The 12,558-nt window shown below is 65.2% G+C and carries 13 protein-coding genes; 1 reads left to right on the top strand and 12 read right to left on the bottom strand.

What is annotated here, in order from left to right:
• The first annotated feature begins 9 nt into the window (after nucleotides 1-9).
• Nucleotides 10-330: a thioredoxin gene (trxA, locus tag OC450_RS21340; RefSeq protein WP_007598398.1), complete on the top strand. Its 321-nt coding sequence runs from the start codon at nucleotides 10-12 to the stop codon at nucleotides 328-330.
• Nucleotides 331-392: 62 nt separating this feature from the next.
• Here the strand turns inward: trxA and OC450_RS21335 are convergent, their stop codons facing one another.
• The 12 genes from OC450_RS21335 to aroA all read right to left on the bottom strand — a co-directional run bounded on the left by OC450_RS21335 (nucleotide 393) and on the right by aroA (nucleotide 12,524).
• Nucleotides 393-1,136, bottom strand: coding sequence for a metallophosphoesterase family protein (locus tag OC450_RS21335; RefSeq protein WP_262048610.1), 744 nt, complete (start codon nucleotides 1,134-1,136; stop codon nucleotides 393-395).
• Between the two features lie 37 nt (nucleotides 1,137-1,173).
• Nucleotides 1,174-2,517: a bifunctional folylpolyglutamate synthase/dihydrofolate synthase gene (locus tag OC450_RS21330; protein WP_262048585.1), complete on the bottom strand. Its 1,344-nt coding sequence runs from the start codon at nucleotides 2,515-2,517 to the stop codon at nucleotides 1,174-1,176.
• Nucleotides 2,514-3,455 carry an acetyl-CoA carboxylase, carboxyltransferase subunit beta gene (accD, locus tag OC450_RS21325; RefSeq protein WP_262048584.1) on the bottom strand — a complete coding sequence of 314 codons (942 nt, stop codon included), beginning with the start codon at nucleotides 3,453-3,455 and terminating at the stop codon, nucleotides 2,514-2,516. Before accD ends, OC450_RS21330 begins: the two co-directional genes overlap by 4 nt.
• A gap of 112 nt (nucleotides 3,456-3,567) precedes the next feature.
• The gene (gene trpA / locus OC450_RS21320) at nucleotides 3,568-4,404 is read right to left on the bottom strand and encodes a tryptophan synthase subunit alpha (RefSeq protein ID WP_211383866.1); all 837 of its coding nucleotides are present in this window, start codon (nucleotides 4,402-4,404) and stop codon (nucleotides 3,568-3,570) included.
• Entirely contained in the window at nucleotides 4,401-5,618 is a 1,218-nt protein-coding gene (gene trpB, locus OC450_RS21315) for a tryptophan synthase subunit beta (RefSeq protein WP_211383865.1), read from the bottom strand. The genes trpA and trpB overlap by 4 nt, the downstream gene beginning before the upstream one ends.
• Entirely contained in the window at nucleotides 5,615-6,274 is a 660-nt protein-coding gene (locus OC450_RS21310; protein WP_262048583.1) for a phosphoribosylanthranilate isomerase, read from the bottom strand. Before OC450_RS21310 ends, trpB begins: the two co-directional genes overlap by 4 nt.
• 81 nt (nucleotides 6,275-6,355) lie before the next feature.
• A complete protein-coding gene (locus OC450_RS21305) occupies nucleotides 6,356-6,748 on the bottom strand; it encodes a lipopolysaccharide assembly protein LapA domain-containing protein (RefSeq protein WP_211383863.1) in 393 nt (130 codons plus the stop codon).
• 70 nt (nucleotides 6,749-6,818) lie between these two features.
• Complete coding sequence (locus tag OC450_RS21300; protein ID WP_007598410.1) at nucleotides 6,819-7,124, bottom strand: integration host factor subunit beta; 306 nt, start codon at nucleotides 7,122-7,124, stop codon at nucleotides 6,819-6,821.
• A gap of 172 nt (nucleotides 7,125-7,296) precedes the next feature.
• A complete protein-coding gene (gene sppA, locus OC450_RS21295) occupies nucleotides 7,297-8,277 on the bottom strand; it encodes a signal peptide peptidase SppA (protein ID WP_262048582.1) in 981 nt (326 codons plus the stop codon).
• 241 nt (nucleotides 8,278-8,518) lie between these two features.
• On the bottom strand, nucleotides 8,519-10,225 hold the full coding sequence (gene rpsA, locus OC450_RS21290; RefSeq protein ID WP_211383861.1) for a 30S ribosomal protein S1: 1,707 nt from the start codon (nucleotides 10,223-10,225) through the stop codon (nucleotides 8,519-8,521).
• Between the two features lie 266 nt (nucleotides 10,226-10,491).
• A complete protein-coding gene (gene cmk, locus OC450_RS21285) occupies nucleotides 10,492-11,130 on the bottom strand; it encodes a (d)CMP kinase (protein ID WP_211383860.1) in 639 nt (212 codons plus the stop codon).
• Nucleotides 11,127-12,524: a 3-phosphoshikimate 1-carboxyvinyltransferase gene (aroA, locus tag OC450_RS21280; RefSeq protein WP_372703242.1), complete on the bottom strand. Its 1,398-nt coding sequence runs from the start codon at nucleotides 12,522-12,524 to the stop codon at nucleotides 11,127-11,129. The genes cmk and aroA overlap by 4 nt, the downstream gene beginning before the upstream one ends.
• Nucleotides 12,525-12,558: the final 34 nt, after the last annotated feature.

Genomic DNA, 12,558 nt, shown 5'->3' with positions numbered 1-12,558 from the left:
GGTACTCCCATGGCCGTTGGCAAGGTTTCTGACACCGATTTCGAAGCCGAAGTGCTCAAGGCGAACGGCCCTGTCGTCGTTGATTTCTGGGCCGAGTGGTGCGGCCCCTGCCGCATGATCGCGCCCGCCCTCGACGAGATCGCCGGCGCGATGGGCGACAAGGTCAAGATCGTGAAGCTCAACGTCGACGAGAGCCCGAAGACGGCGTCGAAGTATGGCGTGATGTCGATCCCGACCCTGATGATCTTCAAGGGCGGCGAGATGGCCTCCCGCCAGGTCGGCGCGGCGCCGAAGGCGAAGCTGCAGCAGTGGATCACGTCGGCGGTCTGATCCGCGTCGCAAGTAACTGAGAATTCTGCAATGGCCGGCGATACGCCGGCCGTTTTGTTTTTTCACGATTTGATCCACCCCGTCGCCAGCGCGTTCGCCAGCTCCGGCTGGTTATTGCGACGTGCGAGCGCGGCCATCGTTTCGTGATCATAGGCGATGTTGCGGAAAGTGACCTGCCAGACACCGTCCGCCAGTTCGAGGATCGCATAACGCGCATGCGGCGTACCGGCCTCCACCACATGCGGGAACGGATGCTTGTCGCGATAGCCGGGGCTGCCGACGCTGCCTGGATTGACGATCAGCCGGCCGTCGTGAAGCCGCACGGCGCGGGCGAGATGGGTGTGGGCGCACAGGATCAGCGATTGCGAGATGCCTTGCGCGAATTGCTCGATCCGGTCGAGCGGGGATAGCGCGACCGTGCCGTCGGGATGCACGGTATCGAGCCAGTAGATCTCGTCGTTCCCGGGCGTCGCGTGGCACAGGAACACCTGGTCGCGAAACACCCGCGTCATCGGCTGCGCGCGCAGCCAGTCGAGCTGCGCTTCGTTGAGCTGGGCGTGAGCAGGACGATCCCACGAGCCCATCTTCTCCGGAGGACGGTCGAGCAGATAGCGGTCGTGATTGCCGAGCACGTGCACGGCATCGAGCTTCATCAGGATCTCGACGGTCCGACGTGCATCGAGCGGGCCGCTCAGCATGTCGCCAAGATTGACGATGTCGGCGATGCCCTGGGCGCGGATGTCGGCGAGCACCGCCTCCAGCGCCAGGTAGTTTCCGTGCACGTCGGCAATCGCAGCAAAACGCATTGGCATTCCCAAGCTCGTATCCAGGACACGAGACTTTCTATGCAGGAGGCGTGCCGTTGATGGCGAGCACGTGGCCGGCGAGATAGAGCGAGCCGGTGATCAGGATGCGCGGCGGCACCTCGTAGGCGAGCTTGGCCAGGGCGTGCAGCGCGGCCTCGATGCCGGGCGCAATCTCGACGCGCATGCCGAGGCTGCGCGCGGCATCCGTGACACGGTCGACCGGCATCGCGTTCTCGGTGTCGGGGATCGGCACCGCAATGATGTGACGGGTCAGGCCGGCGAAATTGGCGAGAAAGCCCCGCGCGTCCTTGTTGGCCATCATGCCGGCGATCACCACCAGCGGCCGCGACACCCGCTCCTCGAGATCGCCGAGCGCGGCCGCCGCAACGCGGCCACCTTCGGCATTGTGCCCTCCGTCGAGCCAGATCTCGGACCCCTGTGGGCCGAGAGCGAGCAACTCGCCCGACGTGATGCGCTGCATCCGCGCCGGCCATTCCGCACCGACGATGCCGGCCTCGAACGCCGCCTGATTGATCTTGAAATTCGGGATGGCACGCAGCGTCGCGATCGCCAGACCCGCATTGTCGAACTGGTGGCGGCCGAACAGGCGCGGCGCCGTGAGATCCATCAAGCCGCGATCGTCGGAATAGACCAGGCGCCCATGCTCGACATTGACGTGCCAGCTTTCGTTCGCCGCAAACAGCGGCGCGCGCATGCGCTTGGCCTGCGCCTCGATCACGGCCATCGCCTCGCCCGACTGCTCGGCACAAACCACCGGCACGCCGCGCTTGATGATCGCGGCCTTCTCGCCGGCAATCGACGTCAAGGTGTCACCGAGAAAGTCCATGTGATCCATGCTGATCGGCGTGATCACGCAGGCCGCCGACGTCTCGATCACATTGGTCGAATCCAGCCGCCCGCCGAGGCCGACCTCGAGCAACACGACATCAGCCGGGTTCTGCGCGAACAGATGAAACGCCGCGGCCGTCTTAAGCTCGAACACGGTCGCAGGCTCACCCGCATTGACACGCTCGACCTCTTCCAGCGCCGCGCGCAACTCGTCATCGCCGACCAGCACGCCGCCGCCGGCGCGGCCGAGCCGGAAGCATTCGTTGATGCGGACGAGATAGGGCGAGGTGTAGGCGTGGACACGCAGGCTGGCGGCCTCCAGCGTCGCGCGCAGATAGGCAACGGTCGAGCCCTTGCCGTTGGTGCCCGCGATATGGATCACCGGGGGCAGCTTTCGTTCGGGATGACCGAGCCGCTCGAGCAGGCGGTGCATCCGCTCCAGCCCGAGATCGATCCGCTTCTGATGCAGGGCCGACAGCCGCCCGATCAATTCGCCGAGCGGCGGCTTTGCGCTGTCAGAGGACGCGTTCACGCGTGCGGCGCGGCCGGCGCCGTCTCGGCCGCCGATACGATCTGCGCCGGGCTGACGACCGGCTGCACCGATTTCGATGCGGTCTCCTGCGCCGGGGCCTTGGTCAGCAGGCGGCAGAGCCGCGCCAGGGTCGGACGCAGCTCGTGGCGATGCACGACCATGTCGACCATGCCGTGCTCCTTCAAATATTCGGCGCGCTGGAAACCCTCGGGGAGCTTTTCGCGAATGGTCTGCTCGATCACGCGCGCGCCGGCAAAGCCGATCAGCGCACCGGGCTCGGCGATCTGCACGTCGCCGAGCATCGCGTAGGACGCGGTGACGCCGCCGGTGGTGGGGTTGGTCAGCACGACGATGTAGGGCTGTTTTGCTTCACGCAGCATTTGCACCGCAACGGTGGTGCGCGGCATCTGCATCAGCGACAAAATGCCTTCCTGCATGCGCGCGCCGCCGCTCGCGGCGAACACGATGAAGGGCGATTTCTTCTCGACCGCGAGCTCCAGCCCGCGCACGATGGCTTCGCCCGCGGCCATGCCGAGCGAGCCGCCCATGAAATCGAAATCCTGCACGGCGACGACGACGGCGGCACCTTCGAGCCTGCCATAGCCGACCTTGATCGCGTCGTTCAGATTGGTCCGCGCGCGGGCATCCTTGATGCGGTCGACATACTTCTTCTCGTCGCGGAATTTGAGCGGATCCGGCGTGACGTCGGGCAGCGCAACGTCGTACCAGGTCTCGTTGTCGAAGATCGACTTCAGGCGCGCCACCGCGCCCATGCGCATGTGGTAGTTCGAGCCGGGGATGACGAACTGGTTGGCCTCGACGTCCTTGTAGAACACGAGCTGTCCGGAATCCGGGCATTTGATCCAGAGATTCTCCGGCGTCTCCCGCCGCAGCATGTTGCGGATCTTCGGCCGGACCACATTGGTAAGCCAGTTCATGGTTTGCTCCGATGTGCGACCCCGCGCAGGGGATCGCCTGAAGGGATATATGGCGGCCGGACCTCGGCCCGGCAACCCGCCGTGTCAGCCGCCCCAAAAGCGGAATTATGGCCTATTCCGCCGCCTGTTGCGCGCCCTTGACGCCCTGGGCCAGCGCCGCCGTCAATTCGGCGACGGCGTTAACGGTTTTAGCGGTCGCCCGCCCTTCCGAATCGAGGCTGTTCTTGAGCGCATCGACCAGCGCGGTGCCGACCACCGAACCATCGGCCTTCTCGGCAATGGCGCGCGCCGCCTCCGGCGTGCGGATGCCAAAACCAACGCAGATCGGCAGCTTGGTATGCCGCTTGATGCGCGCGACAGCTTCACCGACGGCATTCGCATCCGCCGCCGCTGCACCGGTGATGCCGGCGATAGAGACGTAATAGACAAAGCCTGACGTGTTCGCGAGCACCGCGGGCAGGCGCTTGTCGTCGGTGGTCGGGGTCGCCAAGCGAATGAAGTTCAGGCCCGCCTTCAGCGCGGGAATGCAGAGCTCGTCGTCTTCCTCCGGCGGCAAATCGACGATGATCAGGCCGTCAACGCCGGCCGTCTTGGCATCGGCCAAAAACTTGTCGACGCCGTAAATGTAGATCGGATTGTAATAGCCCATCAGCACCAGCGGCGTGACGTTGTCGTCCTTGCGGAAGCCGCGCACGAGATCGAGCGTCTTCTTCAGCGTCATGCCGACCTTGAGCGCACGGAGCCCGGCGGCCTGGATCGACGGACCATCCGCCATCGGATCGGTGAAGGGAATGCCAAGCTCGATGACGTCGGAGCCTGATTTCGAGAGCGCCTTGACGATCTCGAGCGATGTCGCCGGATCGGGATCGCCGGCCATCACATAGGTAACGAAGGCCGCGCGGCCCTGCTTCTTCAGCTCGGCGAAACGGGTATCGATACGCGTGGTCACTTGCTCTTGCCCCTCAGGATGTCGCCGACCTGCGGGACGTCCTTGTCGCCGCGGCCGGAGAGGTTGACGACCATCAGGTGATCCCTTGGCCGCTTCGGCGCGAGCTCCATCACCTTGGCGATGGCATGCGCGGGCTCGAGCGCGGGAATGATGCCTTCCAGCTTCGACAGCAGCTGGAAGGCAGCCAGCGCCTCGTCATCGGTCGCAGAGAGATAGTTCACGCGGCCGATCTCGTGCAGCCAGGAATGCTCGGGGCCGATGCCGGGATAGTCGAGGCCGGCCGAGATCGAATGCGCGTCCTGGATCTGGCCGTCGGCATCCATCAGGAGATAAGTGCGGTTGCCGTGGAGCACGCCGGGACGGCCGCCCGCGATCGACGCCGCATGCAGTTGCGTCAGCCCGTGGCCCGCTGCCTCGACGCCGAAAATCTCGACGGTGGAATCGTCGAGGAACGGATGGAACAGTCCCATCGCATTCGAGCCGCCGCCGATGCAGGCGACCAGCGAATCCGGCAGCCGGCCTTCGACCTCCTGCATCTGCACCTTGGTCTCGTTGCCGATGATCGACTGGAAGTCGCGCACCAGCATCGGATAGGGGTGCGGGCCCGCGACCGTGCCGATGCAATAGAAGGTGTCGTGCACGTTGGTGACCCAGTCGCGCAGCGCCTCGTTCATGGCGTCCTTCAGCGTGCGCGTGCCCGACTGCACCGGGACCACCTTTGCACCCAGCATCTCCATGCGGATGACGTTTGGCTGCTGCCGCTCGACGTCGACAGCGCCCATATAGACCACGCAGTCGAGGCCGAAGCGCGCGCACAGCGTCGCGGTGGCGACACCGTGCTGGCCGGCGCCGGTCTCGGCGATGATGCGCTTCTTGCCCATGCGCCGCGCCAGCATGATCTGGCCGAGCACGTTGTTCACCTTGTGCGAGCCGGTGTGGTTGAGCTCTTCGCGCTTGAGGTAGATTTTCGCGCCGCCGAGATGCTCGGTCAGGCGCTCGGCGAAGTAGAGCGGCGAAGGCCGGCCGACATAGTTCTTGAGATAGCCGTTCATCTCGGCCTGGAACGCCGGATCGGCCTTGGCCTCGGTATAGGCCTTTTCCAGATCGAGGATCAGCGGCATCAGGGTTTCGGCGACGAAGCGTCCGCCGAAAATGCCGAAATGGCCGCGCTCGTCGGGGCCGCTGCGGTAGGAATTGGGTTTGGCGATATTCATCGGACGCTCAACTCTTGGGTGGCGCGCGCGGCGCGAATGAAGGCTTTGATCATCTCCGGATCCTTCACACCGGGAGCGCTCTCGACACCGGAGGAGATATCGACGCCGCCTGCGCGGGTGACGCGAACGGCTTCGGCGACGTTCTCCGCATGCAGACCGCCCGAAACCATATACGGCAGTTTGAGCTCGAGGTTTTCGAGCAGGTGCCAATCGAAGGCTGTGCCGAGCCCGCCCGGCCGAGTCGCGTCCTTCGGCGGCCTCGCGTCGAACAAGATGCGGTCGGCGACCGCAGCGTAGCCTGGTAGCACGGCGAGATCGGCTGATGTCTCGACCGGCAGCGCCTTCATCACCGGGCGGCCGAATTTCTGCTTGATGTCGCGCAACCGTGCGACGCTTTCCTTGCCGTGGAGCTGGAAAATGTCCGGCGATAGCGCATCCATGATGTTGTCGAGCGTCGTGTCGTCGGCATCGACGGTCAGCGCGACCTTGAGCGCGCGCCGCTTCACCTGGCGGCCGAGGTCACGGCCGAGTTCCAGCGACAGATGCCGCGGCGACGGCGGAAAGAACACGAACCCCACCATGTCGGCACCGCCGTCGAGCGCTGTTTCGAGCGTCTCGGGCGTGGACAGGCCGCAGATTTTGACGAGCAGGGACATGTTCTCGAGGGATATGGGCTCAAAGCAAAGGGAGGCCGCGGGTCTGCGGCCGAAAACCGGGGTTTTCGGTTGCGGCCGCTTCTACAACGTCGCGCGCTGCTTGTCTCGCCCGACGGGCCCGTAAAGGCCCACCCCGGAGGGAACGGGGAGACGCTGGGGCTCGGGCCTTGCCGCGGCCGCCTGGGCCCGCAGACCGGCCAATTCGGTTCTGGCAGCCCGTGCATCCGCATCGTTCCGGCGCGCCGCACGGCGCCAGTGCCGCTGGCCGAACCAGACGGCACAACCGCCCGCCAGGACACCGACGGCGGCCACCAGGATCAGGAGCAGGAACAGCGGCAGCGTGACCGAGAAAGACGGGTCGTCGGACACGAAGGGATCGAATGAGACCGTGACGAAATGCCGGTTGGCGACGGCGAAAGTCACCAGGACCAGGCCCAGCGGAATCACGATCAGCGCGGTCAGAAACTTTCGCATCTCGCTTCGCTCGCCTTGAATCAAGCTTCGGGCCGCACCGTCGCGACCGCGGGAAACTCCGACGCCGGCCTCAGTCTGGCGCGCCTGGATCCGGATGGTCGCGATTCAGCCGTTCGCGCATTTCCTTGCCGGTCTTGAAGAACGGAACGCTCTTCTGGTCGACAGGCACATGAGCGCCGGTCCGCGGATTACGCCCGGCGCGTGCAGGGCGATGCTTGACCGAGAAGGCACCGAAGCCACGCAACTCGACGCGGTCACCGCGCGCGAGTGCCGCTACGATCTCTTCGAGAATCGCGTTCACAATGTTCTCGACATCCCGCTGGTACAGATGCGGGTTGTGCTCGGCGATACGCTGAACAAGTTCGGATTTGATCATCGAGAGATAGGACCCGGGAGCGTGCGGATGACCATTTCCGTGAAAATACCTTGATCTGTCAAGACGCTAAATCAAGGTTGAGCGTCGTGAAAATGCGTGACAAATGCCGAAAAAGCGGGCTGGCCCGGCACGCGTCAGACGGGAAAAACCTCGACGGCTCGCTCTGGTACCGTCAGTTCGACGCCGCCGGCTGCCACAGGGCAAGCATTCCATCCATTCCGAGCCGATCGACCGCCTGTACGACGCCGGTTTGCCCGATTTGATGCGCAATCGAGCCCAAACCCAGCGCTTCCAGCGTTACGGCGGCCGCCGCCTTGAGGAACGGCAGATCGCCGAAGCGCGGCTGGAGCTTGTAATCGCGCACGGAGAGACCCTTCTTGACGCCCTTCTGCTCGACCAGCCAGGCCACCGCAGTCTTCTCGTCGCCGATCTGGTCGATCAGCTTGAGATCGATCGCCTGGCGTCCGGTGAATACGCGGCCATCGGCCACTTTCTCGAGCAGCGTGTCATCCATGCCACGCCGTTCCTTCACCAATCCCTTGAACCAGGCGTAGGAGTCCTTCACCAGCGCATCGAGCGCGGCCCTTGCCTCGGGGCTGGTCGGCTCGAAACCGTTGGGCGCGGCCTTCAGCGGCGACGACTTCACCTCCTCGACCTTGACGCCGACGGTCTTCAAGAGCTCGGAGACGTTGGGAAACTGGAACAGCACGCCGATCGAGCCGACCAGCGAGCTCTGCTGGGCGACGATGTGGTCGCTGGCGATCGCCGTGATGTAGCCGCCGGAGGCGGCGAGGCCCTCGACCACGACGACGAGCGGCTTCTTCGCTTTCAGCCGTACCAGCGAATCGTAGAGCTGCTCGGAGCCGGCGGTGGTGCCGCCCGGCGAGTTGATGTGGACGACGACGGCGGCGGCCTGGGAATTCTCCAGCCGCTCCAGCGCCTGGGTGCGATCGGAATCGCTGCGGATCAGGCCTTCGATCTGGACCCGCGCGATCGAGCCGGCGGATGCGAACGTGCCGCGCGCACCGGGTATCGCGATCAGCGCGAAGCCCGCGATCGCCGCGATCGCGATCAGCGCGGCCACCACGCGCCAGAACGTCAGCTTGCGGCGGATCCTGCGGCGGTCGACGATGATGTCCGAATCGAGCGACATCGGAATATCTCCAAAATGAAAGACCACGCGCGTTGTGCCGTCACAGCGTGACCATTGGCTTATCTGGATACATCAATTGCGGCCCAATTTGTAGAAAACAAGGCCCGATGGCCGACTTCCCCGAAGGACCGGGACGTTGCCACACACTCCTCGTCGTCCCGGCGAAGGCCGGGACGACCATACCAACAAAAAAGCCCCGGCTCGCGCCGGGGCTTTGATGACAGCGAAACTTGCGTCTCGCTTACTTGCTGTCGCGGTTCTTGAGCGCGGTGCCGAGGATGTCGCCGAGCGTCGCTCCCGAATCGGAGGAGCCGTACTGCGCGATGGCTTCCTTCTCTTCGGCGACTTCGAGCGCCTTGATCGACACCTGGACCTTGCGGGCCTTCTTGTCGAACTGGATCACGCGGGCATCGACCTTCTCGCCGACGGCGAAGCGTTCGGCGCGCTGGTCGTTACGGTCACGGGCGAGCTCCGAGCGCTTGACGAACGTGGTGAAGTCGGTACCGGCGATCTTCACCTCGATGCCGCTCTCCTTCACTTCGAGCACTTCGCAGGTCACGACCGCGCCCTTCTTGACATCGCCCGGCTCGGCGAATGGGTCGCCTTCGAGCTGCTTGATGCCGAGCGAGATGCGCTCCTTCTCGACGTCCACATCGAGCACCACGGCCTTCACCATGTCACCCTTCTTGTAGTTGTCGATCACCTGCTCGCCCGGAAGCTTCCAGTCGAGGTCGGAGAGATGGACCATGCCGTCGACGTCGCCCTCGAGGCCCAGGAACAGACCGAATTCGGTCTTGTTCTTGACCTCGCCTTCGACCGTCGAACCGGTCGGGTGACCTTCGACGAAGACCTCCCAGGGGTTGCGCATGGTCTGCTTGAGGCCGAGCGAGATGCGGCGCTTGACGGAATCGACTTCCAGCACCTGCACTTCGACTTCCTGCGAGGTCGAGACGATCTTGCCGGGGTGCATGTTCTTCTTCGTCCACGACATCTCGGAGACGTGGATCAGGCCTTCGATGCCCGGCTCAAGCTCGACGAACGCGCCGTAGTCGGTGATGTTGGTGACACGGCCGGTGAAGCGGGCACCCAGCGGGTACTTGGCTTCGATGCCCTGCCACGGATCGTCCAGCAGCTGCTTCATGCCCAGCGAGATGCGGTGCGTCTCGTGGTTGATCTTGATGATCTTGACCTTCACGGTCTGGCCGATCGAGAGCACCTCGGTCGGGTGGTTGACGCGGCGCCACGCGATGTCGGTGACGTGCAGCAGGCCGTCGATGCCGCCGAGATCAACGAACGCACCGTAATCGGTGATGTTCTTGACCACGCCGTCGATGACCTGACCCTCTTCGAGATTCTGCACCAGCTCCTGGCGCTGCTCGGCGCGGGTCTCTTCGAGAACCGTGCGGCGCGACACCACGATGTTGCCGCGGCGGCGGTCCATCTTGAGGATCTGGAACGGCTGCGAGTTGTTCATCAGCGGCGCAACGTCGCGGATCGGACGGATGTCGACCTGCGAGCGCGGCAGGAAGGCCACGGCACCGTCGAGGTCGACAGTGAAGCCGCCCTTGACCTGGTTGAAGATGACGCCGTTGACCTTCTCGTTGTTCTGGAACGCCTTCTCGAGCTTGCCCCAGCTCTCTTCGCGGCGCGCCTTGTCGCGCGACAGCACGGCTTCGCCGAGGGCGTTCTCGATGCGATCGAGGAACACTTCCACCTCGTCGCCGACCTTGATCTCGCTGTCACGGCCGGGGCCGGAAAATTCGCGAAGGGCGACGCGGCCCTCGGTCTTCAGGCCGACGTCGATGACGGCCATGTCCTTTTCAATTGCAACCACCTTGCCCTTGACGACGGAGCTTTCCTGCAGGTTGCCGCCTGCGAAGGACTCGTCGAGCATCGCGGCGAAATCGTCACGCGACGGGCTATAGGTATCAGCGGAAGTCGAAGCCATTTGTTCTCCAGTTGCGGATGTCGTGCCGGCCGTTGGGTTCATGGGCGGATCGCACGCGCAGTGTCGGAAGGTCCGCAAGACCTTCGAGCGACCGCTCGCTGCTCCGGCCTGGAGGCGGAACAGCGGAAGCGGGCCGGCTGAGGCCCGCGCGTTCGATACGTGGAAATCTGTGTCCGGAGCCTGGATCGCGACGGGCCCGAAACAGGGACCGAAGGTATCGACCTCATAGAGCGGGAGCGGGCGCTTCCTCCAATGACGGCAGCGGCTTAACCCCGCGACCGGCCCGCTCGGACGGCCTCGATAATGTCGATGGCGGCCCGGACGCCGCCCTCTATATCCAGTTGGGAGTTATCTAGCAAGTAAGCATCGGCGGCCGGCTTCAGGGGCGCAATCGGCCGGTTCTTGTCGCGTTCGTCGCGCTGGATGATGTCGGCGAGCACGGCCGCCTCGTCCGCCTCCTCGCCCCGCGCCCTGGCCTCCATGGTCCGGCGGCGGGCGCGGACCCTGGGGTCGGCGACGACGAAGATCTTCACGTCGGCATGCGGGCAGATCACGGTTCCAATGTCCCGGCCGTCCAGCACCGCTCCCGGCGGATCGGCGGCGAATTGCCGCTGGAAATTGATCAGGGCCTCGCGGACCCTGGGGATGGCCGAGACGATGGAGGCGCCCTCGCCGGCCTTCTGGGTTTTCAGGGCGGGATTGCCGAACTTTTCAGGATCGAGTTCCAGCGCCGCCGCGACCGCCGCCGCCTCGTCCCGGAGATCATGACCGGACTGCATCAGGGCGTAGGCCACCGCGCGATAGATCACGCCGGTATCGAGATGACGGTAGCCATAGTGGTGGGCAAGACGCTTGCCGAGCGTCCCCTTTCCCGAGGCCGCGGGCCCGTCGATGGCGATGATCATGAAAACTCGGCCCCGAGCGAACGCATCATCGGAATGAAATCCGGAAAGCTGGTGGCGATGAAGGCGGTGTCGTCGACGGTCACGGGCCGATCGGAGGCGCAGCCCATCACCAGCGCGGACATCGCGATGCGATGGTCCATGTGGGTGGCGACTGTGCCGCCGCCAGGGACGTGGCCGCGGCCCTCGACGATCAGATCGTCGCCGGAGACCTCGACCTTGACGCCGTTGACGCGCAGCATGTCGGCGGTGGCTTCCAGGCGGTCGGATTCCTTCACGCGCAGCTCCTGCAGGCCGCGCATGATCGTCGTGCCCTCGGCGAAGGAGGCCGCCACCGCCAGCACGAGATATTCGTCGATCATCGACGGTGCGCGCTCCGGCGGCACCTCGACTCCGCGCAGTTTCGAGGCGCGCACGCGCAGCTTCGCCATCGGCTCGCCGGCGTCGCCGCGCACCTCGCTTTCCTCGATCGAGGCGCCCATTTCGCGCAGCGTCGTGAAAAGACCGGTCCGCAGCGGATTGGTCATGACGTCGGACAGGACGATATCGGAGCCTTCGACGATCAGCGCGGCAACGACCGGGAACGCCGCCGACGAGGGATCGGCGGGCACCACGACGGTGGCGCCATGCAGCTCGGGCTGACCCGTGAGCGTAATGCGGCGGCCGTGCAGGCCCTCCGGCACGGAGATGATCTCCGCACCAAAATGCTTCAGCATCAACTCGGTGTGGTCGCGACTGGCCTCGGACTCGATCACCGTGGTGGCGCCGGGCGCGGCCAGGCCCGCCAGCAGCACGGCCGATTTGATCTGGGCCGAGGCGACCGGGGTCTTGTAGGTGATGGGCAGCGGATCGCGCGCGCCCTGGACGGTCAGCGGCAAGCGGCCGCCCTCGCCACCGGAGACGACCCGCGCGCCCATCTTTTCCAACGGATCCAGGATCCGGCGCATGGGGCGGCTGCGCAACGAGGCATCGCCGTCGAAGACCGCCGAGATCGGGCAGCCGGCGACGGCGCCCATGACGAGCCGGCAGCCGGTGCCGGAGTTGCCGAAATCGAGCGGCGCCCTAGGCTGGGCGAAGCCCGCGACGCCCACCCCCTGCACCTTCCAGGCGAAATCGCCGATGCGCTCGACCTTGGCGCCCAGGGCCTGCATGGATTTGGCGGTGTTGAGCACGTCCTCGCCCTCGAGGAGGCCCGAAATCCGGGTCTCGCCGACCGCGAGCGCGCCCAGGATGAGGGCGCGGTGGGAGATCGACTTGTCCCCGGGCACCCGTACCCTCCCGGTCAGGGGACCGCTTGCGCGCGACTGAAGCGGCGTCGGCTTGTCGGAATGGGTCAAGATTGCGTCCTTGGATAGGCCCAAAACATCCCTGCCGGGTTTCCGGGGCAGGTACCACATGGTCTCCCCGCCGTCACGGGCATGTCTTTCTCCC

The sequence above is a fragment of the Bradyrhizobium sp. Bra78 genome (assembly GCF_024519855.1).
Taxonomy (GTDB): Bacteria; Pseudomonadota; Alphaproteobacteria; order Rhizobiales; family Xanthobacteraceae; genus Bradyrhizobium; species Bradyrhizobium japonicum_G.
The sequence above is the reverse complement of the archived record's forward strand: the minus strand, read 5'-3'. Positions and strand labels throughout refer to the sequence as shown.